A 25,089-nucleotide genomic window follows, 5' to 3' on the forward strand; every position below is an offset into this window, starting at 1 on the left:
AGGGCTGTGGCGCTCCCTACCCGTTATCGTCGATGCCTATCCGGGAACAACGTCGCAATCAGCTCAATCTCACACATCCAATGACCCACGTGTTTGCGAGCCTGTGAGCAAGAGCCGAGCACCGACAGCCAGTGCTACCACGTCCATGCTCGAAATGATCCGTGTTCGCTTGCCAGACCCGAGCTCGCTCACTTCCTACTGTCGGTCCCGCCGTTTGGCAGATCCGGAAGCACAGGTAGCGGGCGCCTCCGGCCTCCACCGGTCGCCTTTCTCAGCAGAGGGGCCGGCGTCGGAATGTTATTCGCCCGAGCCTTCTCGAAACCCTTTTCAATGGCTTCATTATTCTGTCGCTCGACCATCTGGTGTCGCACCTGCACGCGCAGATACTCGACCACATCATCCTCAAGAAACACCCACGCCCGGCCAATGCGGGCCCCAGGAAGCTCGCCCTGCTGGGCGAGTTTGAGGGCGGTTTTGCGCTCGACCTTCAGAAAGTCGGCGCATTCGTCGATGTCAAAGGTGCGAGCCATGATTGAACCAAAAGTGAAAATTGGATTGCCTCGATCTTAGCTCACACTTCCCTACCGCGCCCGCACACTGCGGATGAGGATGCAACTGCATAACGGATACGCTCGGCGACACCCAAAGACCGTAGCGCCAATGAGCGGCGCAAAGCCTTGACAGCCTGAGGGTCTAGGCGCCCGGCGGCGTATCGCCGTTCAGAGTGCACGACAAGCACGGCGCAATCGAACATGTCGAAGGTAGCAAAGCGTTCGTCCGAGATCGTTCATCAGAAACACGTGGAAGGACGCAGAAGCGGCTCGACTTTTACCCGCCGAGCCCTGAGATGCGTGACGAACGCATGTGGACCGATTCATCAGGGCATAACTCGCCGACGCAAAAGAGCTACAGTGGTAACCTTGGCATCATCGATACGCGGTCGACACGCCTGTCAGATGCATCGTGCGACAGTGTATGAACGTCTGAAGGCCTATCCAGGCGGCTCTCAGCAGTCAGGTCCACGTAGTCGGCATTCGTTGATATCGCGCCCTTGCTCTTGGGCGGAATCGGGAAAACAGAAAATGGCTATTCAAACCCTCAAGCGTCGCGGAAACAGCCTAGAAGTCCGTATTCCGGCGAGTGTTGCGACAAAAGTGGGATTCACGGAAGGTCAGGAAGTCGACGTTCAGGTGCTCGACGGGCAGGTGGTGATTCGCCCACATGCAAGCATCGGGCGTTTCTCGCGCGAGCGCCTGATCCAGCAATACCGGGAAGGCAAGCTCCAGCCTCACGAGGAAATCGACTTTGGCGAACCGCAGGGCACGGAACTCGGCGGCCCGGATGACCCGACGCAATTCGACAAGAGGTAAGGCATCGTGCTGATCGGGATACCGGCGGCTGGCGACATTATCTGGCTCCGCAGTTGGCCGGGCATGGGAAACGAACAGGACGCACATTGTGCGGTTTTGGTGTTCACAGCCGTTGATACCAACAAACTGACTGGCTGCGTGACGGCCTACCCGCCACCTCCGCCGTGCGAGCGTGGGAGACCGAAATCCCGCTCTCCCCTCTCGCAAGGCCAAACGTTGCGCTCCTCGACCAGACCAGAACTCCTTCGTTCAAGGCAAACAAATAAGATGCCGCGGCGAGCAGGCCCCCGACGAGGAAATGAAAACGGCCAGATATGCGCCGAAATGTTCCTCCTGCGAGCCGAAGCGTGCTGAAACGCGCCGTTTCATTAAGTGTATAAATCAGGACGTCATCTGTCAGACACCGTCAGATGCAGCGAAGGCGGCTCAACTATGCAGGTGGCGAAAGGCGGCACCCGGCCCCGCAAGGGACATTCGCGCAAACCGAAAGCAGGCCGTCAGCAGACGGCGGGAACTTACCGTCCAAGGCTCATTAGAAATTCATCAACCTGTTCGAATAGAAATGTGTTTGGGTCGGAGCCTTGATCCTTGCCGATAAGAAGAGAACACAGTTCGCTGACTGTTAGAGACAAGATGAGTTTCCCATGTTCCCTCATAGCACCTTGACTCACCTTCAATGCTGAGGGCGCCGACCCTTGAGGTGAGATGATGATAGCGACGGTTCGAAGAGCTGCGGGATATAGGTATCGCTCGGTCGTAACGACCTCTTTCTGCGTAATTGGTTTGGTGTAGTTCTTAAATTCAAAAATCACATATCGGCTTTTCAAGTCATTAAGCATCAACGCCCAGACTTCCGAAGTCTCCCTAATCCGGCATACCAGATCCCGACGATGCAGTCCGTCTTCGGTTTCGAGTTGTTCGTGCCAACCAACAAGATCTGTATCGAAAATGTATTTTAGAGCCTCGATACATCTCTCTTCAAAAATGCTCGCCTGCTCCTTGCCGGGAACAACAGCTTGCAATGCCTTCGCTAACGCTTCCCCCTTGGGTTGGTTTGACTCTGGACCTTCCCCTTCGCCCAACGCCTCGGGGCCCGCCAAAAACTGCATTATGTTCGAGACAGGGACTTCCAGCAGGCTTTCTAGTCGCTTGCGGAGATCAGGGAAGGGCGAGGCTTTTTCGAGGAGTTGATCTGCGTCCCAGATCACCAGATTAGGGTTAGCAAATCGATCGGCGACATCTCTTAGTCGGGGAATTAGGGGGCATGACATTACGAGCATGGAGACCTTCGCCCCAGTTTCATGCTCTATGAGTGAGATCTGATGCAGAGCGCGCAGGAAAACGTCAGACGGTGGTGGCGATGCATATCGGTATTTTTTTACCTCAACCACCGCGAGTTCGCTTTTTTTTCGAAACGTGATGTCGACCTCAGCTCTTCTGGCTGGGTGCGCGATGTTGCGCTCAACTTTCTCGAATCCCAGCTTGACGAGTAGTTCAGCTACGATACTTTCGAACTGTTGCGCGCTACCTTCTGGCCTCATCTGAATTTTTCTTCCGTATGTAAAATTAGTATCTGCTTATGTGCCTTCGTTTCATCCGCTATATCGGCAAGGTTTGCTCAAACTTAAGGATCTTTTAAGATGCACGGGTTATCAACGATTCAGACATGCAATGTGGCCGAAGTGAGACCGACGACTGACACCGCCCTTCAAATCAAGTCTCGACGTCTACACATTAAGCAAGCCGCCACAAGGCTTAAGACTAACCGGCGCGCGACAGTCGCAAGCATGACATGGACCGCTCGTCCGAGCGGTCTACGGCTGTCTGTCTTTCCGCCCAATATCAAATGAAGCTAACCCGCTCGATGGGCGGAATGAGCTCGCGAACAGAAGCATCTAGCGCAAACATCTCGACTATGGGTTTCCGCTTCCTAGCGTCTTTCTTATTCCAGTAGACCTGACCGGTGACCAGTTTCGCCTCGTGGCCGACGATTGGCGCGATCTGATGCTCCGAGATTCCCCGCTCATCATCCAGCAAACAAGTGATGAAGCCGTGCCGGAACGAATGGAATACTGTCTCCTGCTTTGCCGTCACACCGGCGTGGCGACGAAACCTTCCGAACCACTTTGACGCTTCGTGACTCGACGTCGGCGTCAACGTCAGCTCGGGAAACAGGCGGACTTCGCCGCGCACTTTCAGGCAATCGACATAGCGAAGCAAGCCAAGGACGATGAGCTCGCTGTGAATTGGAACAAGGCGCCTCGCGTTGTCATTTTTGAGACTCTGCTCCGGTTGTTCGTCATTGATCGCGATGCAGTGAACGCCTTCGATCTCGACAAAATCGGCCAGACTGATCTGGCAGAGTTCGCCCAAGCGAGCGCCCGTGTAAATGGCGAGAGGCATGAGCCAGTATTCGTATGGGAACCGGAACCGACGCGCCGCAAACTCCGCCGAAGAGAACAGCAGCGCCAGTTCGTCGTTTGTGAATGGTCGACGCTCGTAGGTCGCTTGCTTCTTCCCGGCAGCGAACTCTTCTGCAGGGTTGAACGTAATCGGGAACTGTTCAACCTTGCAGCACCATCGGAACAGGCTACTGATGCGGGACATATGCTCGCCGGCCGTGCGTGGAGCCATCGGCGGAAGGTCAAGATCTGCTACTTCCTCGAGAGTCTTACCCTCCTTCACACGCAACTTGCTCAAGTTTGCCGGCAACTGCTTCAACAGATTGACGAACCGGACCATGTCGTCGCTACTGAATCGATCGATTGGACGATCGCCGAAGTGTTGCAATGTGAGCCTGAATGTGGCCCGGTTTGCCCGTTCCGTGTTCGGCGTCCAGGCGTCTTTAGCCTTCTTGGCGCGGATATATGCCTCGATTGCCTCGGACAGGCGCGGCGCGTCAGTTGGCGGGCTCTTGAAAGGCGGTCTGAAGCGCACGGATTGCTGAACACGGCTTCGAGATCCGATCGGCGAGCTTGCAAGCGTGAGGTCGGCGGGGGCAGCGATTTGCGACTCCGCCATGCCCACGCCCAGGCTCGCGTCCGGCCATCGTTGATTGCATCCGGAATCCGCGGTGCGACGCCCCGGTCACTACGGTCCTACACTTGATTGTTCGACGGGAATCTTGGGGAGCGCGTTATGAGTGGACGAAAACCGAGCCAGACAGAGCGCGAAGCTGCGCCTGCCGTAGCTCAGCGATACCGCAAGGAGTCCGTTGACGACAGGAGGGTGCAGGAACTGTTGTCTCCGGCAGCCATCAGCCACTGGCCCATGGCAGCGAGACAGTTGCGCGACGCGGGAGTGTTGAATGCCGTTGACGCTATTTCGCTGGCGGCCTATTGCGAGGCGTTTGCGCGGTGGTGCGCAGCGGGGGAGCAGGTCGCGAGAATGCTGATCGATTTTGGTGTCAGGTCGGGCCGGAAGGCGCAAGTGCAGACCGGCGCCTTAGAAAAGCCTATGCGATCGGCTTCGATCGAGGCAGGAGTGACGGAGCCGGTTCGACGAGCGCGAAACGCGATTATGCGTCGTGATGAGGTGGAGAGGGAAACGGGCCTGTCTCACTCGACCATCTATAAGCGCATCAAGGATGGCACCTTCCCCGCGCCATTAAAGATCGGCCCGGGTTCGACCGGATGGCGCGTCACCGACATCGAGGCCTTTTTGGCTTCCCCTGCGGACTACCGGGTGGAGTCCTGTGCTTCCCAGGGCCAAGAGGGCCTACCATGACCGCCGGCGCTTGCGGCCCTGGGGACGTCCAGGCGACGACGGTGCTGATATGCGCGCCGAGTGGTCCGTCCGAGGCTATGGTCCGCCAAAGGATTCAAGATGGCTCGGCGGGCGGGCCGAAGCGAAGTCCGATACCACGCACTCCACGCCGGATTGTTGATAGCATCAGGAGTGAATGGACGGTCGGCTGTCACGTTGAAGTGTCCCGTTTCGTTCGTTGAAGCAAGGTCCCTTGCCGGATCGTCGATCAAACGCACCGGGTAGCTCAGCTGGGAGAGCGTCGCGTTCGCAATGCGAAGGTCGGGAGTTCGATCCTCCTCCTCCCAAGAAAATCAAAGGATTACAGGTGATTTGCCTGTAACCCTTTTCTTTTTCCGCGGGTCGTGTAACCGGCATGTAACTGGATTTGGTCAACTTCGATCCATTTCGTTTCATGCGGTGAGTCGACACGTACCCCTGCTTTGCTCGCCTAGCCAAACTTCCTGCCGCAGCAGTTTAATGACGCATCAAGCGAGTCAGTTGGTCGTCAGCTCCACGCGGTGGGACGATTGGGCGCCGTCGAAACCGCTGCACTAGAGATTCACGATCTTGTAGCACGGTGGGCAATGCCGCGGCTAGTTCGAGCCAGTCCGTACAATCGCCAGGCCCTGGCATATCTCGCCTCGCAAGTGCGCTAGGATGCACCGCTTCAGGCGGGGCAGAGCAACCCAAAACGGCGACGGAACTATAGCGGACAACCAATTACCAGACGGCCAACCACCACGAGAACGCATTGCCGCCGCAAGGTGGCTGGTGCTCACGTGATAGCCATCGAGACCGTTTTCGTTTTGCAGCTTCCAGTTGCCGTCGAAGGTATAGGTCGACTTGCCGGGCAGCACTTCGAGTTCGCCGGTCGGCGACTGTGCGACCATCATGTCGAAGAAAATGCGCGCGTCGCCGAGATAGTCTTCGAGCGTGTCCGTGCCGTCGACGTCGAGGCTCACGAATACGAAGCCCTTGTAGCTCGCGATGCGCGCTTTCTTCAGGCCGCGCACCGACTTGTCCAAGTCGTCGCAGTATTCGCCCGGCGCCTTCACCTTCACGAGGCGGCCGTCGTTCTTGTAGCACCATGCGTGGAACGGGCACGTGAACGTGGACTGGTTGCCCTTGCTCATCCGCGTGAGCGTCGCGCCGCGGTGCTGGCACGCGTTGATCATCGCGTTCAGGTTGCCGGCGCCGTCGCGCGAGATGATCAGCGGCTGGCGGCCCGCGCGCATCGTCAGGAAATCGTTGTTGTTGGAGATCTCGCTTTCGTGACACGCATAGACCCACGTCTTCTCGAAGATGTGCTCCATCTCGAGCGAGAACAGTTCGGGCTCGGTGAACATTTCGCGGGCAATCCTGTAGACGCCTTCCGCCGGGCGGAAGTCCAGACAGCCGCTAACGAATTCGCGCCATTCGCCGGCGCTGCGCTTCTCGCTCATGTGTCTCTCTCCTTGGGTCCAATCGTTTGAACGTGACAGGCTCGATTGAATACCCGAGTGGAGAGGCCAACTATCCAGCCAATATGCATTCACTATCCGAATAATTGGACGACTCCTGGATCATCTGGCGATGGGGCGCAAACCCCCACCGGACGGGGCTTCCGGCGCGCCGTTCTGGCGCATAAGGGCAAGAATCCAGCTATGCAAACGTTTGCCGATGCGCCATGTCTGCTACGCTTACGTTTTCGTAGGCCGCGTAATTGGCCGTTATTGCCGGGACGTGGCCGCTTTTTCACGCGCGACCTTCAGCGCAAGTCAAAATCAAAAACGCATGGTGACGCGCCGACCGAACAACGTGATTGCGATCAGTGTCTTGCTAGCCGGCGCGATCCTCGCGATCGCCGTGTCGCTGCTCGCACAGATGCGCGAAGATGCGTTGCGGCGCGCGCAGGACTCCATCGCCAACATATCTCTGCTGGTCCAGCGCGACGTGTCGCGCAATCTCGAGATCTACGACCTGTCGCTGCGCGCGGTGATCGACGGACTCAGGCAGCCGGGCGTGCTCGATCTGCCGCCGGCGATCCGACAGATGGTGCTGTTCGACGGCTCGATCAGCGCTCAGGACATGGGCTCGGTGTTCGTGCTCGACGAGAACGGCAACGTGCGTTTCGATTCACGGGCGTGGCCGCCGCGCGCACACAGCCATGCCGACCGCGATTACTTCAAGGTACAGCGCGCTTCGCCCGACGTTGGCCTGTACATCAGCCATCCGTTCAGCCGGAGCGGCACCGACGAGGACCTGCGCATCGCGCTGAGCCGGCGCATCTCGAGGCCGGACGGCAGCTTCGGCGGCGTGGTGGTCGGCACGCTGCGCCTCACGTATTTTCATCGGCTGTTCGACGGCATGAAGCTCGGGCCGAGCGGCTCGATGGCATTGATGCTCAGCGACGGCACGATGTTGATGCGTCGTCCGTACGATCCGAAAACGATCGGCATCAACCTGACCGGCACGGCCAACTTCTCGCGCTTCGTCAAGCAGCCGAGCGGCGACTTCTTCGGCACCGCGGCGATCGACCGCGTCGAGCGCTGGTACGCGTTCCGCCATATCGACGGCTTTCCGCTGATCCTCGACGTCGCGCTGTCCACGCGCGACATCTACGTGCAATGGCGGCGGCGCGCATGGATCATCGGCACGCTGATCGTCGCGCTCGACGTGACGATCATCGCGCTGGCGATCCTGTTCTCACGCCAGTTGCGTCTGCGCCGCGCGGCCGAGGAAGAATTGCGTGAACTGGCGCGCACGGACGGGCTGACCGGCCTGAACAACCGTCGCACGTTTGAGGAACACGTGAACGACGAATGGCGACGCGCGCAGCGCAACGGCAGGCCGTTGTCGCTGCTGCTGATCGATGTCGACAACTTCAAGGGCTTCAACGACCTGTACGGTCATTCGGCCGGCGACGAAGCGCTGATCGGCGTCGCGCGTTGCATCGCGCAGAACGTGCGGCGTCCGGGCGACACGGCCGCGCGCTTCGGTGGCGAGGAGTTCGCGGTGCTGCTGCCGGACACGGATGCGACGGGCGCGCAGCGGATCGCCGAGCAGATCCGCGCGGCGGTGCAGGCGCTGCAATGCCGCCATGTGGCCAGCACGCATCACGTGCTGACGGTGAGCGCGGGAGCTGCAACGGCGCAGGACGCGGCATTCGCGACCAGCCGCGCGCTCGTCGACGCCGCCGATCAAGCGCTGTATCGCGCGAAGGATGGAGGCCGTAATCGGGTGATGGTGTTCGACACGCCGACCGACAACTCCTCGCGGGACGGCGCCGCGGTGACGCCAGACACCGACGCGCGCGGCGCGAATTGACGCGCTCCCGGGCCGAGCTTTTCTGCCCGCTTCATGGTCTGCTTGCCAGCCCTTGTTGCTCTCCGTAAACTCGCGCGTAACTTCGCCGGACCCACGCCGCAGCGCGTGATCGGCACACACCACGCCGACCCAGAGGAGAATCCCCGCGATGGCCGCATCCTATTTCCCCCGCTGGCGCCGCCAGCCTGCCGTCGCCGAGGGCGGCATCGTCGGCATCGACGAACGGCTCGACTGGCCGCAGATGTTCGCGATGGGCGTCCAGCACGTCGTCGCGATGTTCGGCTCGACCGTGCTCGCGCCGCTGCTGATGGGCTTCGATCCGAATCTGGCCATCTTCATGTCGGGCATCGGCACGCTGCTGTTCTTCGTGCTCGTCGGCGGGCGCGTGCCTAGCTATCTCGGTTCGAGCTTCGCGTTCATCGGCCTCGTGATCGCGGTGACCGGCTACGGCGGACACGGCGTGAACCCGAATATTCCGGTCGCGTTGGGCGGCATCATCGCGTGCGGCGTCGCGTACGGGGTGATCGGCCTGATCGTGGCGGCGGTCGGCACCGGCTGGATCGAAACGCTGATGCCGCCGGTCGTGACCGGCGCGATCGTCTGCGTGATCGGTCTGAACCTCGCGCCGATCGCCGTGCATGGCGTGAGCGGCAGCAATTTCGAGTCGTGGATGGCGCTCGTCACGGTGCTGTGCGTCGGCGCGGTCGCGGTATTCACGCGCGGCATGCTGCAGCGTCTCTTGATCCTGGTCGGCCTGCTGCTCGCCTACGTCATCTACGCGATCGTCACGAACGGCCTCGGCATGGGAAAGCCGATCGATTTCTCGATCGTCGCGAACGCCGCGTGGTTCGGCATGCCGCACTTCATGTCGCCGGTGTTCGACCCGCACGCGATGACGCTGCTCGCGCCGATCGCGGTGATCCTTGTCGCAGAAAACCTCGGCCACATCAAGGCCGTCAGCGCGATGACGGGCCAGAACCTCGACCGCTACATCGGCCGCGCGTTTCTCGGCGACGCGCTCGCGACGATCGTGTCGGGTTTCGCGGGCGGTACCGGTGTGACCACGTACGCGGAGAACATCGGCGTGATGGCGGTCACGAAGATCTATTCGACGCTGGTGTTCGTGATCGCCGCGTTGATCGCGCTCGTGCTCGGCTTCTCGCCGAAGTTCGGCGCGGTGATCCAGACGATTCCGGGACCGGTGCTTGGCGGCGTGTCGATCGTCGTGTTCGGGCTGATCGCGGTGACGGGCGCACGCATCTGGGTCGTCAACAAGGTCGACTTCTCCGATAACCGCAATCTGATCGTCGCGGCCGTCACGCTCGTGCTCGGCGCCGGCGACTTCTCGCTGAAGCTCGGCAGCTTCGGGCTCGGCGGCATCGGCACCGCGACGTTCGGCGCGATCATCCTGTACGCGCTGTTGAGAAGGAAGCCGACTCAAGGGCCGGTGGCCTGAGCGTCTTTATTCGGCACCGGCATTTCAAGCGCCGGTACCGACGTTGATCCAGCAGAGAACTCCTACCTTTTGCGCGCGGTTAGCGCCGTCTCCGATAAATCCACCTCACGCATCAGCTTGTTCATCGTCTCGTCGTTGATGCGCTCGGTGTCACGCAAATCGAGCAGCGTCTTGCGCTCGGCACGCATCGCCGCGAGCTTCATGCGGAATTCGAGCGCATCGGCACGGCGCGCGAGTTCGCGTGGCGCCTGTTCGTCGTCGAGTGATGCGAGGCGGCGGCGGTACAGGTCCATCACGCGCGCGGTCACATCGGTCGCATAGGCCTGAGCCGATTCATCGAGGTCCGCGCACTCGGTGTCGTGCAGATGATCGATCGCGCGAATCGCCGATTGCGCGGCGAGCGTGCGCGCGAGCGCTTCCTCGGCCGCGTGCGGGTCCTTGCCGCGCCGCCAGCCGCGCAGCAGCAGCGGCAACGCGGCCACCGCCACCAGCAACGACAGCAGGATCACCCCCGACGCGATGAAGATCGCCAGATCGCGTCCCGGCAGCGGCGTGCCGTTGGGCAGCACCTCCGGCAGCGACAGCACGCCCGCGAGCGTTACCGCGCCGCGCACGCCGGCCACCGTCGTCACCGACACCATGCGCAACCCCGGCACCGCGTTCGCGACACCATGTTTCGTCGCGCCGCGGCTAGAGAACCAGCGCAGCAGCCACACCCACGCGAAGCGCATCGCGTACAGCGCGAACGCCACCGCAACGATGTAGCCGATCAGCAGCGCGACCTGCGCGTCGTTGGTTTCGTGCGCGTCGAGCAGAGCGCGGCCGAGGATGTGCGGAAACTGCAGGCCGAGCATGATGAACACCATGCCGTTGAACACGAACTCGATCATCGTCCACGTGCTCGTGGCCCGCACGCGCGAGGCGACCTGCCACTTTTCCATGATGCTCGCGTAATTCATCATCATGCCGGCCGACACTGCGGCGAGAATGCCCGACAGTTCGAAGCGCTCGGCGGTCAGATAGGCGGCGAACGGAATCAGCAGCGTCATCACGACGCCCGGCGCGGGATCGCCTTCCTCGGTGAGATTGAGGAAGCGCGCGGACACGAAGCTGAACACCGCGCTCACCGCCGCGCCGACCGCGAGGCCGCCCACCGCGATGATCACGAAGCTCACCGACGCCGCACGCAGCGAGAACGCCCCGGTCAGCGCGGCGGCGATCGCGAACTTCAGCGCGACGAGGCCGGACGCGTCGTTCATCAGCGCCTCGCCTTCGAGGATATGCATCAGCTGCCCGGGAATCCTGCCCTTGCCGGCGATGCCGGACAGCGCGACAGCGTCGGTCGGCGATAGCACCGCGGCAAGCGCGAACGCGACCGGCAGCGAGATCTGCGGCACCAGCACGTGCACGAAGTGACCGACGACCAGCACCGTCATGAACACGAGCCCGAGCGCGAGCATCAGGATCGCTCGGCGCGCCATGAAGAACTCGCGCTTCGGAATGCGCCAGCCATCCGCGAACAGCAGCGGCGGAATGAACAGCAGCATGAAGATTTCCGGATCGAACGCGACGTGCAAATCGAGGCGCGGCCACGCGAGCATCGCGCCGATCGCGATCTGCACGAGCGGCAACGGCAGCTTGAACGGCAGCGCGCGGGCCAGCACGCCGGACGCGGCGACGGCAAGTAGCAGGATCAGAACGGTGAAGACTATTTCCATCGTGTATTCCGGGCGGATGAAGGGGCAATCTGCGCACCGCAACGGTGCGCGACACGCCCACGGGCGGCGCACGAACGCTGTCGCCGGTGCAATCTTTCGAGCGAATTACAGCACAGTGTGCGCCAGCGTGCGCATGGACCTTGCTTAACCGGTAACGATGACGCACATTTGAGAGACAGTGTCGGTCTCGTTGCCGTTCGCGTTCTGACCGGCGGCTTCTCGCGTGAGAGGATTGCATGACGATTGCGCAACAGGACAGGGCGGCGAGCGTGCCGCACGGCTTCGAGGTCGAGGTGACCTCGGGCCTTCGACGCTATTCGGTGCAGCACGGCGAACTGACGCTGACTAGCGTGTTCCAGCCGATTTTCAGTCTGTCGCACCTGCGCGCGGTCGGCTATGAGGGCTTGCTGCGCGCGCACGACGCGCTCGATCGTGCGGTGTCGCCGCTCGACGTATTCGGCGAGGCCGTGCGCCTGGGCGACGCGCTGCAGATCGACCGGCTCGCGCAGACGCTGCATCTGGAAAACTTCAAGGTGCTCGGCGCCGAGCGCGAATGGTTGTTCCTGAACGTGCATCCGGGCGTACTGACCGACCCGTATCTCGCGGCCGCTTTGCTCGCGAATCTGCGGCGGCTCGATCTGTCGCCGCGGCGCGTCGTGCTCGAAGTGCTCGAGCAGCGCGCCGAAGATCTCGATCGACTCGCCGACGCGGTGCGCGAGTTCCGCGAGCGCGGCTTCCTGATCGCGCTCGATGATTTCGGCGCGGGTCATTCGAACATCGAGCGGATCTGGCAACTGAATCCCGACATCGTGAAGCTCGACCGCATCATGCTGTCGCACGCCGCGCATCGTGCCGACATGGCGACCATCCTGCCGGGGCTCGTGTCGCTGCTGCATGAAGCGGGCAAGCTCGTGCTGATCGAGGGCGTCGAAACCGAGCACGAAGCGCAAATGGCGCTCGCCTGCAATGCGGACTTCGTGCAGGGGTTTTTCTTCGGCCGGCCGAGTCCGGGTATTGCCGATGCGATCCACACGGCGATTTGCATCGGTGAAGTCACCGAACGTTATCGCGAGCAGGCCGAGGCACGCGAGCGGCGCAGCGCGCGCCGGCTCGCGCCGTATCTGCGCGCGTTCGAGCGCGCCGCGGAGCGTCTGGCCGCCGGTGAGCCGCTCGACGAGGTGTGCTGGAATTTCCTCGCGCTCGATCACGCGGCGCGCTGTTTTCTGCTCGATGCGAAGGGCCGCCAGGCGGGCCGCAACGTCGTGCTGCGCGCCGACCGCGCGGCGCAGGAAACGCGCTTCCTGCCGCTCGCCGACGCGCAGGGCGCGAACTGGCTGCGTCGCCCGTACTTCAGTGTCGCGATCAATGCGCCGGAGCGCGTGCACGTGACGCGGCCGTATCTGTCGATCAACGAGGCGTTGCCGTGCGTGACGCTGTCGGTGGCAACGCGCGTCGGCGGCGAAACCTGCGTGCTGTGCGGCGATATCGACTGGGTCGAAGACGAACGCGACGCGCGCTTCTGACATGATGTCGTTTTCAACGACACCAGGTTGCGCTCATGTCCGTGCTGCTCGAAGTGATTGCCACGACCGTCGCCGATGCGCGCGCTGCCGCGCAAGCCGGTGCCGATCGTCTCGAACTCGTGACCGCGATGGGCGAGGGAGGTCTGACGCCGAGTATGGGTTTGATCGAGGCGGTGGTAGCCGCGGTCGCCATACCCGTGAACGTGATCGTGCGGCCGCATAGCCGGTCGTTCGTCTACGACGCCGACGACTACGCGGTGATCCTGCGCGACATCCGTGCGGTGAAGGCGGCCGGCGCGAACGGCATCGTGATCGGCATGCTCGATGCCGATCGGGCGATCGACCGTGAAGGTCTCGCGCGCGCGTGCGGAGCCGCCGATGGACTCGCGATCACGTTTCATCGTGCGTTCGACGAGGCGCGCGATCTGCGCGAAGCGCTCGAGGTATTGCTGGGTTTCGAGGCGGTGACCAATGTGCTGACGTCGGGCGGAAAGCCGTCGGTACTGCAGGCGCAAGCCGTGCTCAGCGAACTGGTGCGGCAAGCCACGGGCTCGCATTGCACGGTGCTCGCCGGTGCCGGCTTGACCGTCGATGCAGTCGCGGACTTCGTCAGCAAAACGCACGTCGAGGCCGTGCATTTCGGCTCCGGCGTGCGCGTGAACGGCAACGGACTCGCACCCGTCGATCCGGCGAAGGTGATGCAGGTGAGGGCGCTGCTCGACGCGACTTGAAACCGGGCAGCGCAACGAACACGTTACTTCGCGATCACCACCGGAATGCCGCGCAACTGCCCGGCGCCCTTCATTTCATCGAGCGACTTCTTCACCGCGATACCCGTCGCCGCCTCGATGCCGACGCGCGCGGCGAGGTCACGCTCGCCACGCTTGACGCCCGCCAGATTCGCCAGCTTCACGTGCCCATAACCGCGCACGCGCGCATGCAGTTCAGCGAGTTTCGCTACGTCGTCGAGATGACTCGCGTCGAGTTTCGCTAGCGCACGTTGCAGCGTGGTTTCGTAATCGCTCGCGAGCTCGCGCTCCATCTTGCGCTCGAGCGTGCGGCCGAACGGGTCGAGCGCCGTGCCGCGCAGAGCGCGCCATTTCGCGAGCAGGCCGAGCACGGGCCACATCCACTGACCATAGGTTTTCTTTGTGGGCACCGCACCGGGCTGCACGCGCGTCAGCGTCGGCGGCGCGAGGTTGAAGCGGATCGTGAAGTCCTTGCCGGCGGCGCCCTCGAACTGTGCTTCGAGCGCTTCGCGGAACGCGCCATCCGTATGCAGACGCGCGACTTCGTACTCGTCCTTCACCGCGAGCAGTCGATAGAACGTCGTCGCGACCGCGCGCGTCACGCGCTCGCTCGCCGCATCGACGGCGGTTTCCGCGCGCCGTGCCACATCGACTAGCGCGCGATAGCGCGTCACATAAGCCGCGCCGCCATACGCGAGCAGACGTGCCTCGCGATGCGCGATCAGCTCGTCGAGCGTATCGACGCGCACGCTCGGCTTCGGCGCATGGCGCGACTGCCACAGCGATTCGAGCGCGGCGGGATCGGCCGCAGCCATGCGCCCGATCGAGAACGCGAGTTGATTCATCTGGACAGCGACGTTGTTCAGTTCGATCGCGCGCATCATCGCGGCGAACGACACCGGCACCAGACCGAGCTGCCACGCGAAGCCGAGCATCAGAATGTTCGCGCCGATCGTATCGCCGAGAAAACGCGTCGCGAGCGCTTGCGCGTCGCAGGTGGACATACGCTCGGCGCCGGCCGCGTGACGCATCTTGTCGATCAGCGCGTCGGCATGCAGCGTCGCGTCCGGGTTCTGCACGAAGCTCGCGTTCGGAATCGCATGGGTGTTGACGACGATGCGCGTGCGGCCATGCCGCACCGTTTGCAGCGCATCGGCGCTCGCGCCGACCACCATGTCGCAGGCGAGCAGCACGTCGGCCTGCTGCGTGTCGATGCGGACCTGGTTCAGCCATTCGTCGCGCGCGGCAAAGCGCACGAACGACAGCACCGAGCCGCCCTTCTGCGCGAAGCCCATGAAGTCGAGCACCGACGCGCTCTTGCCTTCGAGGTGCGCGGCCATGCTGATCAATGCGCCGACCGTCACGACGCCAGTGCCGCCCACTCCGGTCACGAGGATGTCGTACGGCGCGGCATCGAGCGGCGTCGCGGGGATCGGCAACGCGTTGACGTGAGCAGTGAGCGCCTGCGGATCGAATGCGACGCCCGCGGCTTTTTTCAGCGTGCCGCCTTCGACGGTGACGAAGCTCGGGCAAAAGCCGTTCACGCACGAGTAGTCCTTGTTGCACGACGACTGATCGATGCGGCGCTTGCGGCCGAGCGCGGTTTCCACCGGTTCCACCGACAAACAGTTCGACTGCACGCCGCAATCGCCGCAGCCTTCGCAGACTTCTTCGTTGATGAAGAGCCGTTTGTTCGGATCGGGGAATTCGCCTTTCTTGCGACGGCGGCGTTTTTCGGCCGCGCAGGTCTGGTCGTAGATCAGTACGGTCACGCCGTCGGTATCGCGCAACTCGCGCTGCACCGCGTCCATCTCGCTGCGGTGGTGAAACGTCGTGCCCTGCGGAAACTGGCCGTGATGGCCGTCGTATTTCTCGGGCTCGTCGCTGACCACGACGAAGCGCGATACGCCCTCGGCTTCGACCTGTCGCGCGATCTGCGGCACCGAGATGCTGCCGTCGACGGGCTGGCCGCCCGTCATCGCGACCGCGTCGTTATAGAGGATCTTGTAGGTGATCGTCGCTTTCGCCGCGACCGCCTGGCGAATCGCGAGAATGCCCGAGTGAAAGTAGGTGCCGTCGCCGAGATTCTGGAACACGTGGCGGGTCTTCGTGAACATCGAATGCGCGGCCCAGTCGACGCCTTCGCCGCCCATCTGAATCAGCCCGGTCGTATCGCGCTCCATCCACGACGCCATGAAATGGCAGCCGATGCCGGCTTGCGCGATGGAGCCATCCGGCACTTTCGTCGACGTGTTGTGCGGACAGCCAGAGCAGAAATACGGCGTGCGCTTCACGCTGTCCGCCGCGTTCGACAGGATCTGCGGCGCGACCAGATCGACGACGCGTTCGCGGCGATCGAGCGCCGGCTTGTGCTTCGCGAGCCAGTTCGCGAAGACCGGCAGAATTCGCGACGGCCGCAATTCGCCGAGCGACGACAGCAGCATCGTGCCATCTTCGGCGTGCTTGCCGATCACCACCGGCCGCGTGCCTTGCGTGCGGTTGTACAGATAGTCCTTGATCTGTTGCTCGATGACGGGGCCCTTCTCTTCGATCACGAGCACTTCGGACAGGTCCGACACGAATGCGTCGATGCGCGTCATCTCCAGCGGAAACGACAGCCCGACCTTGTAGATGCGCACGCCGGCCGCGTCGAGATCGGCGAGCGTCAGATCGAGCCGGCGCAGCGCTTCCATCAGATCGAGATGTGCCTTGCCACACGTGACGATGCCGACGTTCGCATGCGGGCTCGGCGCGATCCATTTGTCGATGCTGTTGATGCGCGCAAACTGGCGCACCGCGTCGAGCTTCGCGTGCAGACGCGCTTCGATCGTCAGGCTCGGCAGATCGGGCCAGCGGTTGTGCAGACCGCCGGTTGGTGCTGCGAATTCCTGCGGAGGTGTCCATTCGGTTTGGAGCGCGTCGAGATCGACGGTAGAGCCCGATTCGACGGTTTCCGAAATGGCCTTGTAGCCAACCCACGCGCCCGAGAAGCGCGACAACGCCCAGCCGTACAGGCCGAACTCGAGCATGTCCGCGATGTTCGACGGATTTACGACCGGCATATGCCACGCCATCATCGCGAAGTCGCTCTGATGCGGCATCGACGACGACACGCAGCCGTGATCGTCACCCGCGACCACCAGCACGCCGCCGTGCGGCGACGAGCCGTAGGCATTGCCGTGCTTCAGCGCATCGCCGGCGCGGTCGACGCCCGGGCCTTTGCCGTACCACATCGCGAATACGCCATCGACGGTGCGCTCCGGATCGGCTTCGACGCGCTGCGTGCCGAGCACGGCAGTGCCGCCGAGTTCTTCGTTGATCGCGGGCAGAAAGCGGACGTCGCTCGCGGCGAGCAGTTTTTTCGCCTTCCACAACTGCTGATCGACCATGCCGAGCGGCGAGCCGCGATAGCCGCTGATGAAACCGGCGGTGTTCAGGCCGCGAGTTTTGTCGAGCGCGCGCTGCATCAGAGGGAGGCGCACGAGCGCCTGGGTGCCGGTCAGAAAGATCCGGCCGCGCGTCGCGGTGAGATTGTCGGAAAGCTTGTAGTCGGCGAGAGCGGGCGTGCCGTCGATGGGCAGGCGAGCGGTCATGGGGGAGTCTCCAATGTTCTGGCTCAGCGCGCGGGTGGCGGGTTACCGATGCCGCGCAGCGAAAGAGACTCTATTTTTTAGCGCTCGGGAGAGTGAATTATTTCTTCTTTAATCGGGCGTGCGCGAATGGGCGCGATGACTCGCGCGTTTCGGCCCGCTTTTGAGCCGGATTTGCCAGGCGGCGGCACGCTTCGGGTATGCCCTGGGTATCGTGGGGCGTCGAATGGGACTGTGGCGATTGCTACTGCGCGGTGTTCGCCGCGATGTCCGGTTGGAGCGGCGCCGCATCGAGCGGCACGATTTCGTCGAAGTGCGCGTAGTCTATGTGGCTCACGCCGTCTTGCTCGCTCATGATGTCGACGAACCGGTGCTGCCAGACGATCTGGTCGCAGGTCCACATGTGGCGCGCCTGCATGGTTTGCGACGTCGATTCGTCGATGCCTTCGAGCGTCAGCAGCAGCGACACGTCGCGGCCCTTCAACGATTTGGCGTTTTCGCCGAACAGCGGACTCGCTTCGTCGATGATGTGCATCAGCGTCCAGCCGAGCTTGAACACCGGGTGCTGGTCGCGCACCAGCGCGAGGTCGTAGAGCTTGCGCAGCGTAAAGCCTTCGATCGACGTCTCCAGGCGCATGATGCGCAGCCGCGCGCGTGCTTCGGCGATCACGTTTTGACGCGCGTTGGCCGAGCGCACCATCAACGTCATGCGGCCGTCGATGGGCCGGATCACCGCATAGCGCGCGAACATGATCTTCGCGTGCGGCCGTGAAAAGCGAGCGAAGATCAGCCCGGTCGCCAACGCGATGCTGGACATGCCGATGAAGATTTCGAGCGTGGCGATCCAGTGCGCGTAGACGGTTTGCGGATGCATGTCGCCGTAGCCGACCGTCGCGAGCGTTTCGACGCTAAAGAAGAACGCGCCGCCGAAGCCCTTTGGAAACAGATTCGCGATCGGAGCGTCGCCGAGCATATAGAGCACGGCGAACACGGTGTTGAGCAGCAGGAACAGCAGCGCGAGCGACACGAAGAACACCGGCCAACGCACGCCGAGCGCGCGGTGATACAGGTCTTGCCACAACGGCGTCGGCATGCCGTGCGCGATCACCACCCGATCGTCGAGACGCATTTCGCGGCTGCCGCGCGCGTGGCGCCTCGGCGCGCTCGTGTCGGTGTCGGAGTCGCCGAGCGTGGAAAAACGGTCTGACGGTTCGCTTGCCATCACGTGCTCGTGGGGATAAATACAGGCACAGCGTAGCACGGCGCGAGATGGGGTACAGAGAGAGGCGAAGCGGCGCTGTTACCTTGCAAATCTGCGAATGAAACTCAGCGTTCCGACGTTTTATGACAAGGCTCATGCAATTGACTGGAGCGTGCCGATCAGCTGATATACCTCGTCACTAGCATGGTAGTGACGAGGGTTATATTTTTATTCGAAAAAGCTATCTGTATTTAAATTGTTTTCGAGATAATCAAATATCTCGCTTTATCTTTTGATCTGCCGTGCCATTTCGACATAAAAATATTATCGAGACAATATAATATGTCATGGAGTAAGAACGCTGCTGTTAACTATCTGCAATTGAATGCAAGACCAGTGAGCCGTGGAGAATGCGCCCGGTCGAGACCCGCGTAAGAGATTTCTACGCATGGTTCATTCCGCGCCTGGCCGCAGACCGAGACTATCCGATCATGGACCAGGAGATATACAGGCACGTTGCAAAACCAACCGTCGATTTATTGCGAAAGCAATATCAGGCCAACAAATTGTCCGAAGATGCGGAGTACTTCACGAAAGTGCAAGACTTCGACGAGAAAGACTGGGCCAGGCATATAGCGGTGCATCCAGTCTTCATGCTCGACAGCGTGGTGCTCGTGGCTGTTACGTTCGGCTCCAAAGACAAACAGACCAATATCGTATTTTTGCGCCAGGAAAATGGCACCTGGAAGATCACTAAGGTCGTAGATACGCTCGACTATCGGTGACAGTTCGCGCGTTACCTTGCGTGGCGACGCGCCGCTCAAGGTCGCCACGGCGAATCTCGACGCGGCCTCAAAAAGCGCGTCGACAACCGCTTACGGAAACACCCGCGGCTTCGGAATTCCCGCGCCATGCTCGATATCGTCGACGGCCTGCCGATGCGCGCTTTCCACCGCTTCGGCTTGCTCGGCAAATCCCGCGTCGCCGCCGACCGTGGTCCACGGCTTGACGGCCTTCTCGCGATGACGGATTTCGTATTCCGCGTCCCAGCGCGCGCCGCTCAGTTCGAGCGGACGAACGTGAATCGAATACACGCCGTATTGGAACAGCTGTTCAGCCATGATCGCCTCCAGCCGGTCGACCCCGCAGCGGCACGCCGATGCGCGAGCACACTGCGCCTTGGTTCGGCCTACAGTTCGATTTCCCCGAGGATACGATGTGCGAGCGCTTTGGCTTCTTCGAGCGCTTCTCCCGGCGTCGGCGACGTCGAGTCGACTTCGTAGAGCGTGGTTTCCTGATCGTCGCTGGGTTCGCCTTCGTCGCGCGCGAGGGTGACGATACCTTGGAAGGCGTCCTGTGCGACTTCTCTTATCGACGCAGTGGCCGTGTAGATTCCTTTGGTGTAGGTGACGTCCTCCATGGCCTCGCTCCTTTTCGCAAAGGTTTCGATATTTCATCCTAGCACGGCATGGCGGGATCGGTTCCCGCCCGGGCGGCTTCGCGCCGCGTCACGTGCTCGACATCCGTCATGCTACGCGCGCCCGAAGGCAGCAGAATTACAGCGCCGCGGTTTACAGCAGCGCGACCACCTCGTCGAGCGTCGGCGCGTGCGCTCCGGCGTGGCCGCAAGCCGCCGCGCCGGCCGCGAGCGCGAACGCCAGATGCTCGGGCCACCCGCGTTGCGGCGCGCTCATCAGGCTGAACAGCAGACCGCCGATCGACGCATCGCCCGCGCCTACCGTGTCGACCACTTCGACGCGCGGCGGCTTCGCGTCGATCACGGCGGCGCCGTCGAGCAGCATCGCCGCGTCGGGCCCGCGCGTGACGAGCACGGTGGCGGCCGGATTCATCGCGCGCAATTGCGCGAGCGCGGCGGCTTCGTCGCTGGTCTTGAAGAACATGCGCAGATCTTCGTCCGATACCTTGATCAGATCCGCGAGCGCGGCCATCTGGCGCAATCTCGGCGCGTAGCCATGCTCCATCAGATTGCGATAGTTCGGATCGAAGCTGATCTTCACACCGTGCGAGCGCAACTCGGCGGCGAGCGCCGCGAGCGTATCGCCGAGCGGCTGACGCACGAGGCTGATGCCGCCGAAGTGCGCCCACTTCACCGCGTTCATCCAGCCGGCCGGTAGCCGGGCCGGATCGAACGCGAGATCGGCGCTGTTCTCGCCCATGAAGAAGTACGAGGGAGGATGCGTCTGATGCACGATCGCGAGCAGCGGCGGGTGCTCGACGCGCTGCAGGAAGCGCATGTCGAGACCGGCGGCGACACTCGCGTCCCACAGCTCGTCGGAGAAGTTATCAACGCCTAGCGAGCCCGCGCACGCGGTCGGCAGGCCGAGCCGCGCGACGCAGCGCGCGACGTTCCAGCCCGCGCCGCCCGGACGCGACAGCCAGTGCGATGCGCCGGTGCGCACGAGATCGGTGAGGATGTCACCGGCGGATACGAAAACGGGGAGTTCGGTCGTCGCGCTCATTGTGCTTTCTCCGCTGAAACCGCTGCGGCGGGGGCGGTCGATCCAGCCGACGCGTCTTCGCCGAGCGCATGGGCGAGCACTTCGTAGCACGCGCCCATCGTGTGATAGTCGGTCTTGCCGGCCGGGCTCTTTTCGTCGCTGTACTTGCGGTTGTCGCAAGTCAGGATGCGATACCACGCGCCGTACTTGTGGTCGACGAAGTGCGTCCAGCTATAGCGCCAGATCTCGTCGTACCAGTCCCAGAAGCGCTCGTTGCCGGTGCGCTTGCCGAGCAGCGCGGCGGCCGCGAACGTTTCGGCCTGCACCCAGAAATACTTGTCGTGATCGCACACGGTGCCGTCGGGGCCGAAGCCGTAGTAGAGGCCGCCGTGGTCTTCGTCCCATGCGTGCATCATCGCGGCGTCGAACAGTTCGATCGCGCGCGGCAGCAGCCACGGCAGCGGACGGAAGCGTTCGAGAATCAGCAGCAGCTTCGCCCATTCGGTCTGATGACCGGGCTGGAAGCCCCATGGGCGGAAGATGTTCGAGCTGTCTTCCTCGTTGTAATGCCAGTCGACCGACCAGTCCGCGTGAAAGTGCTCCCACACGAGCCCTTGCGACAGCTTCGCCTGGCGCAGCGTGATATTCGACGCCACGCGCTCGGCGCGATCGAGATACACCAGATGACCGGTCGCCTCGTGCGCGGCGAGCAGCGCCTCGGTGGTATGCATGTTCGCGTTCTGCCCGCGATACGTGCTGACGCGCCAGTCGGCCGACGCGTCGTCGGCATAGAGGCCGGCGGCGGCGTCCCAGAAGCGGTGCTCCATCAGCTCGAAGGTCGCGCCGATCATCGGCTTCGCTTCCTCGATGCCGGCCATCGCCGCGTGCGAGTACGCGAGCAGCACGAACGCGAGGCCGTAGCAGTGGCGCGTCGCGTCGAGCGTGCGCTTTCTGCCGTCGCGCCATTCGATTTCCCAGTCGTAGCCCTCGTGCTGCGAATCCCAGTGAGCATCGCGCAGAAAGCGCAGACCGTGGCGCGCGTATTCGAGGTGCTTCGGGTCGCCGAACTGCCGGTACGCCATCGCGTAGTTGAACACGTAGCGGCAACTGCTGACCAAATGGCGCGTGGTGCGGTTGTAGATCGAACCGTCGTCGCGGAAGAAGTGGTAGAAGCCGCCGCTCGGGTCGAGCACGTTCGGCGCGTAGAAGCGCAGCGTGTCCTCGATGTGCGCGAGTAGAAACTCGCGCTTGCGGAAGCTGGCGACCGGCGGCGCCTTCGCGGCGTCGGTGGAAGGGTGGTGCGGATCGGTTTTCGTCATGGCGTTTTCACCAAAGTACTGGCACGGGCAACGAGTTGAACGGGCAAGCGGACTTCGAGTTCGGCGGGCGAGTCTTCGAGCAGCAGTTCGACGCCGCGTCGGCCGAGCGCTTCCTTGTCGACGGCGATCGTCGATAGCGGCGGGGTCGCGTGGGCGGCGGCGGGAATGTCGTCGAAACCGATGATCGCGATGTCGTCGGGCACGCTGAGGCCGCGCGCGAGGCACACGCGCAGCGCGGCGAGCGCGGCGGCATCGTTGAAGGCGAATACGGCGTCGGGGCGCGGGCCCGGCGCGTCGAGCAGGCGCTGCATCGCGCGCGCGGCGCCGGTGTCGGGATCGAGCCCGGCGTCGATGGTCACTTCGAGCGACGGGTCGAACAGCAGCCCCGCTTCGAAGAACGCGCGCCGGTAGCCGAGCGCGCGCTCGGCGATGCTGAAGTGCGCGAGCGAGCCGCCGATGAACGCGACGCGCTTGCGCTGCTGCTCGAACAGATGGCGCATCGCGAGGGTGGCGCCGCCGGCGTTGTCGAGGTTGACCGAGCGCAGTCCCGGCGACCATAGATCGATCAGCACCAGCGGGCGTTGCATCGCGACCAGCGTGGCGAGCGTTTCGGGCTCGACGAAGCCGGCGATCGCGACGGCGTCGGGCGCGTGCAGGCGCATCTGGTGAATCACGTCCTCGGTCGGCCCGGCGGTCAGCACCGACGGCACGATGCCGCGCTCGCGGCACGCGTCTTCGACGCCGTGCAGCACGTGCGAGAAGAACGGGCTCGCGGCGAAGTTGTTGTGCTGACGATGCAGCAGGAAAGTCAGGCGGCGGATGCGCGGACGCAGTTGCGCCGAATCGTAGCCGAGTTGGCGCGCCGCTTCGACGACGCGCTCGCGCGTGGCCTCGGAAAGGCCCGGCTGATTCTTGAGCGCGCGCGACACGGTGCCGATCGAAACGCTGGCCGCGCGGGCGACGTCGCGGATGGTTGTGGCCATCGAATGAAGCTGCCGCGCGAGGCGAGGCAGCACGGGTTCAGGTCGGGCGATTGTATAGTAAAACGTTGCTAAAACAGCCCTAAAAACGCCCGCGCAACACCGGTAAATACCCGTATTTTATGGAGTTGTCAGAAGTTAAACTGTTTAGTAAAAAACACTAAACAATAGGCGAGTCGCCGTTTTCGACGCACATCCAGAATCGTCCTATGCCATCCGGCCGAGGCGACAGCGAGAGCGTTTGCGCGTGAAATAACGACAACGGCCAATCAAGAGCCAAAAGAAAAAGCCGCCCGAGGGCGGCTTGCTTCATACGATCGAAACGACGCTCAGGGAGGGCGCTTATGAATGTCCTGTTCGCATCGCAGGTGTTTTCAACGGCGCGCGACGGCGGCGGCGGGTCGCCGTGCCGCGGCCTCGCCCTCGCCGCTGAGGTCGCGGGCGCCCCAGCGCTGCGCGAGCGCGGCGCAGACCATCAGCTGGATCTGGTGGAACAGCATCAGCGGCAGCACCACGGCGCCGACCGCGTGCGACGCGAAGATCACCTTGGCCATCGGTACGCCCGCTGCGAGGCTCTTCTTCGAGCCACAGAAGATGATCGTGATCTGGTCCGCGCGGTTGAAGCCGAGCCGCTTGCTCGCGAAGATCGTCATGCCCAGCGCGAGCGCAAGCAGCACGCAGCTCACCACGACGAGGCCGCCGAGCGCCGAAAGCGGAATCGTGTGCCACAGGCCTTCGGTGACGGCCTCGCTGAACGCGCCGTACACGACGAGCAGGATCGAGCCCTGGTCGACGAACTTCAGCACGCCGCGGTTCTTCTCGATCCACTTGCCGATCAGCGGGCGCAGCAGCTGGCCGGCCACGAACGGCACGAGCAGTTGCAGCACGATGTTGCCGATCGTATGCCACGGCGACGCGCCGCCGCTCGCAGCCTGATTCGTCACGATGAGGCTGACGAGTGCTGGAGTGACGAAGATGCCGAGCAGGCTCGAGGCGGACGCGCTGCATACCGCGGCCGGCACGTTGCCCTTGGCAATGGACGTGAACGCAATCGACGACTGGACCGTCGATGGCAGCGTGCAGAGGAAGAGGACACCGGCGTAGAGCGACGGCGTGACCAGCGGCGAAAGGACCGGTTTAAGCGCGAGGCCGAGCAGCGGAAACAGCGCGAACGTGCTCAGCAGCACCACCAGGTGAAGGCGCCAGTGCGTCGCGCCGGCAATGATCGCCTCGCGTGACAGCTTCGCGCCGTGCAGGAAGAACAGCAGGCCGACCGCGATGTTCGTCACCCAGTTGAACCCCACGGCGGCCTGCCCATGCACGGGCAGAAAGCTGGCGAGGATCACGGTGCCGACGAGGCACAGGGTGAAGTTATCGGGCAGGAATTTCGGGCGGGCCATGTCGCAATCTCAACTCAATGATGCGGTGTCAGCACGGGACGGGCCTGTGAGGGCGCGGTCCGTATCAATGGAAAGCGGCTATTGTTGTCGAAATTCGATTGAAAACGCAAATTCATTTGCCGAATCGATTAATGAAGTTGTGCATTGACTAATGACACGCCCAATATTCAGTATTGGCGACGTACTCCCTCGCGACAAACCGTTTACCCATTGACGTGGCAGGCGGCGTTTATTTGCAACAAGGGCGTTGGGGCGGGGTAGGCGAAAACGC

The 25,089-nt window shown here is 62.7% G+C and carries 19 protein-coding genes, 1 tRNA gene and 1 pseudogene; 8 read left to right on the top strand and 13 right to left on the bottom strand.

Features of this window, described 5'->3' with window-relative positions:
- Window positions 1-188: 188 nt before the first annotated feature.
- Entirely contained in the window at window positions 189-530 is a 342-nt protein-coding gene (locus BC1002_RS00760) for a helix-turn-helix domain-containing protein (RefSeq protein WP_013088162.1), read from the bottom strand.
- 552 nt (window positions 531-1,082) lie between these two features.
- Here BC1002_RS00760 and BC1002_RS00765 point away from each other — a divergent pair.
- Complete coding sequence (locus BC1002_RS00765; RefSeq protein ID WP_013088163.1) at window positions 1,083-1,370, top strand: AbrB/MazE/SpoVT family DNA-binding domain-containing protein; 288 nt, start codon at window positions 1,083-1,085, stop codon at window positions 1,368-1,370.
- Window positions 1,371-1,885: 515 nt separating this feature from the next.
- On the opposite strand, the gene BC1002_RS00770 is transcribed toward BC1002_RS00765, so the two are convergent.
- Both BC1002_RS00770 and BC1002_RS35565 read right to left on the bottom strand, forming a co-directional pair.
- Window positions 1,886-2,911, bottom strand: coding sequence for a restriction endonuclease (locus BC1002_RS00770; protein WP_013088164.1), 1,026 nt, complete (start codon window positions 2,909-2,911; stop codon window positions 1,886-1,888).
- Window positions 2,912-3,212: 301 nt separating this feature from the next.
- Window positions 3,213-4,391: a site-specific integrase gene (locus BC1002_RS35565; protein ID WP_049870187.1), complete on the bottom strand. Its 1,179-nt coding sequence runs from the start codon at window positions 4,389-4,391 to the stop codon at window positions 3,213-3,215.
- A gap of 207 nt (window positions 4,392-4,598) precedes the next feature.
- Between BC1002_RS35565 and BC1002_RS39535 the strand changes: the two genes are divergently transcribed.
- Window positions 4,599-5,096, top strand: coding sequence for an AlpA family phage regulatory protein (locus BC1002_RS39535; protein ID WP_157874630.1), 498 nt, complete (start codon window positions 4,599-4,601; stop codon window positions 5,094-5,096).
- Between the two features lie 257 nt (window positions 5,097-5,353).
- A tRNA-Ala gene (locus BC1002_RS00785) sits at window positions 5,354-5,423 on the top strand.
- A gap of 458 nt (window positions 5,424-5,881) precedes the next feature.
- Here the strand turns inward: BC1002_RS00785 and BC1002_RS00790 are convergent.
- A pseudogene (locus tag BC1002_RS00790) lies at window positions 5,882-6,559 on the bottom strand (Rieske 2Fe-2S domain-containing protein); the annotation flags it as partial.
- Between the two features lie 331 nt (window positions 6,560-6,890).
- On the opposite strand from BC1002_RS00790, the gene BC1002_RS00795 reads away from it, so the two are divergent.
- Both BC1002_RS00795 and BC1002_RS00800 read left to right on the top strand, forming a co-directional pair.
- On the top strand, window positions 6,891-8,423 hold the full coding sequence (locus BC1002_RS00795) for a sensor domain-containing diguanylate cyclase (protein WP_041734255.1): 1,533 nt from the start codon (window positions 6,891-6,893) through the stop codon (window positions 8,421-8,423).
- A gap of 148 nt (window positions 8,424-8,571) precedes the next feature.
- Window positions 8,572-9,879, top strand: a complete 1,308-nt coding sequence (locus BC1002_RS00800) for a solute carrier family 23 protein (protein ID WP_013088169.1) — start codon at window positions 8,572-8,574, stop codon at window positions 9,877-9,879.
- Between the two features lie 62 nt (window positions 9,880-9,941).
- Here BC1002_RS00800 and BC1002_RS00805 read toward each other — a convergent pair whose 3' ends face one another.
- On the bottom strand, window positions 9,942-11,597 hold the full coding sequence (locus tag BC1002_RS00805) for a Na+/H+ antiporter (protein WP_013088170.1): 1,656 nt from the start codon (window positions 11,595-11,597) through the stop codon (window positions 9,942-9,944).
- Between the two features lie 236 nt (window positions 11,598-11,833).
- On the opposite strand from BC1002_RS00805, the gene BC1002_RS00810 reads away from it, so the two are divergent.
- Both BC1002_RS00810 and BC1002_RS00815 read left to right on the top strand, forming a co-directional pair.
- On the top strand, window positions 11,834-13,120 hold the full coding sequence (locus tag BC1002_RS00810; RefSeq protein WP_013088171.1) for an EAL domain-containing protein: 1,287 nt from the start codon (window positions 11,834-11,836) through the stop codon (window positions 13,118-13,120).
- A gap of 35 nt (window positions 13,121-13,155) precedes the next feature.
- Entirely contained in the window at window positions 13,156-13,851 is a 696-nt protein-coding gene (locus BC1002_RS00815) for a copper homeostasis protein CutC (protein ID WP_013088172.1), read from the top strand.
- Between the two features lie 23 nt (window positions 13,852-13,874).
- On the opposite strand, the gene BC1002_RS00820 is transcribed toward BC1002_RS00815, so the two are convergent.
- Both BC1002_RS00820 and BC1002_RS00825 read right to left on the bottom strand, forming a co-directional pair.
- The gene (locus BC1002_RS00820; protein WP_013088173.1) at window positions 13,875-17,462 is read right to left on the bottom strand and encodes an indolepyruvate ferredoxin oxidoreductase family protein; all 3,588 of its coding nucleotides are present in this window, start codon (window positions 17,460-17,462) and stop codon (window positions 13,875-13,877) included.
- 241 nt (window positions 17,463-17,703) lie between these two features.
- On the bottom strand, window positions 17,704-18,681 hold the full coding sequence (locus BC1002_RS00825) for an ion channel (protein WP_013088174.1): 978 nt from the start codon (window positions 18,679-18,681) through the stop codon (window positions 17,704-17,706).
- Between the two features lie 389 nt (window positions 18,682-19,070).
- On the opposite strand from BC1002_RS00825, the gene BC1002_RS00830 reads away from it, so the two are divergent.
- Window positions 19,071-19,445, top strand: a complete 375-nt coding sequence (locus BC1002_RS00830) for a DUF3828 domain-containing protein (RefSeq protein WP_013088175.1) — start codon at window positions 19,071-19,073, stop codon at window positions 19,443-19,445.
- A 90-nt stretch (window positions 19,446-19,535) separates the two neighbouring features.
- On the opposite strand, the gene BC1002_RS00835 is transcribed toward BC1002_RS00830, so the two are convergent.
- From BC1002_RS00835 to BC1002_RS00860, 6 genes are all read right to left on the bottom strand, one after another.
- Window positions 19,536-19,781, bottom strand: coding sequence for a hypothetical protein (locus tag BC1002_RS00835; protein WP_013088176.1), 246 nt, complete (start codon window positions 19,779-19,781; stop codon window positions 19,536-19,538).
- Window positions 19,782-19,849: 68 nt separating this feature from the next.
- On the bottom strand, window positions 19,850-20,080 hold the full coding sequence (locus BC1002_RS00840) for a hypothetical protein (protein WP_013088177.1): 231 nt from the start codon (window positions 20,078-20,080) through the stop codon (window positions 19,850-19,852).
- 151 nt (window positions 20,081-20,231) lie between these two features.
- Complete coding sequence (locus tag BC1002_RS00845; RefSeq protein ID WP_013088178.1) at window positions 20,232-21,140, bottom strand: carbohydrate kinase family protein; 909 nt, start codon at window positions 21,138-21,140, stop codon at window positions 20,232-20,234.
- Complete coding sequence (locus tag BC1002_RS00850) at window positions 21,137-22,438, bottom strand: AGE family epimerase/isomerase (RefSeq protein WP_013088179.1); 1,302 nt, start codon at window positions 22,436-22,438, stop codon at window positions 21,137-21,139. Before BC1002_RS00850 ends, BC1002_RS00845 begins: the two co-directional genes overlap by 4 nt.
- On the bottom strand, window positions 22,435-23,421 hold the full coding sequence (locus BC1002_RS00855; protein WP_013088180.1) for a LacI family DNA-binding transcriptional regulator: 987 nt from the start codon (window positions 23,419-23,421) through the stop codon (window positions 22,435-22,437). Before BC1002_RS00855 ends, BC1002_RS00850 begins: the two co-directional genes overlap by 4 nt.
- A 371-nt stretch (window positions 23,422-23,792) precedes the next feature.
- A complete protein-coding gene (locus tag BC1002_RS00860; RefSeq protein ID WP_013088181.1) occupies window positions 23,793-24,818 on the bottom strand; it encodes a bile acid:sodium symporter family protein in 1,026 nt (341 codons plus the stop codon).
- Between the last annotated feature and the right edge of the window lie 271 nt (window positions 24,819-25,089).

Source organism: Paraburkholderia atlantica (assembly GCF_000092885.1).
In the GTDB taxonomy this organism is placed as follows: domain Bacteria; phylum Pseudomonadota; class Gammaproteobacteria; order Burkholderiales; family Burkholderiaceae; genus Paraburkholderia; species Paraburkholderia atlantica.

What these genes read in the sequence shown, in the direction of transcription:
- BC1002_RS00840 (WP_013088177.1), bottom strand. Translation starts at nt 20,080, where the DNA reads ATGGAGGACGTCACCTACACCAAAGGAATCTACACGGCCACTGCGTCG.
- BC1002_RS00795 (WP_041734255.1), top strand. Translation starts at nt 6,891, where the DNA reads ATGGTGACGCGCCGACCGAACAACGTGATTGCGATCAGTGTCTTGCTA.
- BC1002_RS00770 (WP_013088164.1), bottom strand. Translation starts at nt 2,911, where the DNA reads ATGAGGCCAGAAGGTAGCGCGCAACAGTTCGAAAGTATCGTAGCTGAA.
- BC1002_RS00810 (WP_013088171.1), top strand. Translation starts at nt 11,834, where the DNA reads ATGACGATTGCGCAACAGGACAGGGCGGCGAGCGTGCCGCACGGCTTC.
- BC1002_RS00845 (WP_013088178.1), bottom strand. Translation starts at nt 21,140, where the DNA reads ATGAGCGCGACGACCGAACTCCCCGTTTTCGTATCCGCCGGTGACATC.
- BC1002_RS00805 (WP_013088170.1), bottom strand. Translation starts at nt 11,597, where the DNA reads ATGGAAATAGTCTTCACCGTTCTGATCCTGCTACTTGCCGTCGCCGCG.
- BC1002_RS00760 (WP_013088162.1), bottom strand. Translation starts at nt 530, where the DNA reads ATGGCTCGCACCTTTGACATCGACGAATGCGCCGACTTTCTGAAGGTC.
- BC1002_RS00830 (WP_013088175.1), top strand. Translation starts at nt 19,071, where the DNA reads ATGCGCCCGGTCGAGACCCGCGTAAGAGATTTCTACGCATGGTTCATT.
- BC1002_RS00835 (WP_013088176.1), bottom strand. Translation starts at nt 19,781, where the DNA reads ATGGCTGAACAGCTGTTCCAATACGGCGTGTATTCGATTCACGTTCGT.
- BC1002_RS00825 (WP_013088174.1), bottom strand. Translation starts at nt 18,681, where the DNA reads ATGGCAAGCGAACCGTCAGACCGTTTTTCCACGCTCGGCGACTCCGAC.
- BC1002_RS00765 (WP_013088163.1), top strand. Translation starts at nt 1,083, where the DNA reads ATGGCTATTCAAACCCTCAAGCGTCGCGGAAACAGCCTAGAAGTCCGT.
- BC1002_RS00820 (WP_013088173.1), bottom strand. Translation starts at nt 17,462, where the DNA reads ATGACCGCTCGCCTGCCCATCGACGGCACGCCCGCTCTCGCCGACTAC.
- BC1002_RS00800 (WP_013088169.1), top strand. Translation starts at nt 8,572, where the DNA reads ATGGCCGCATCCTATTTCCCCCGCTGGCGCCGCCAGCCTGCCGTCGCC.
- BC1002_RS00855 (WP_013088180.1), bottom strand. Translation starts at nt 23,421, where the DNA reads ATGGCCACAACCATCCGCGACGTCGCCCGCGCGGCCAGCGTTTCGATC.
- BC1002_RS00850 (WP_013088179.1), bottom strand. Translation starts at nt 22,438, where the DNA reads ATGACGAAAACCGATCCGCACCACCCTTCCACCGACGCCGCGAAGGCG.
- BC1002_RS35565 (WP_049870187.1), bottom strand. Translation starts at nt 4,391, where the DNA reads ATGGCGGAGTCGCAAATCGCTGCCCCCGCCGACCTCACGCTTGCAAGC.
- BC1002_RS00815 (WP_013088172.1), top strand. Translation starts at nt 13,156, where the DNA reads ATGTCCGTGCTGCTCGAAGTGATTGCCACGACCGTCGCCGATGCGCGC.
- BC1002_RS00860 (WP_013088181.1), bottom strand. Translation starts at nt 24,818, where the DNA reads ATGGCCCGCCCGAAATTCCTGCCCGATAACTTCACCCTGTGCCTCGTC.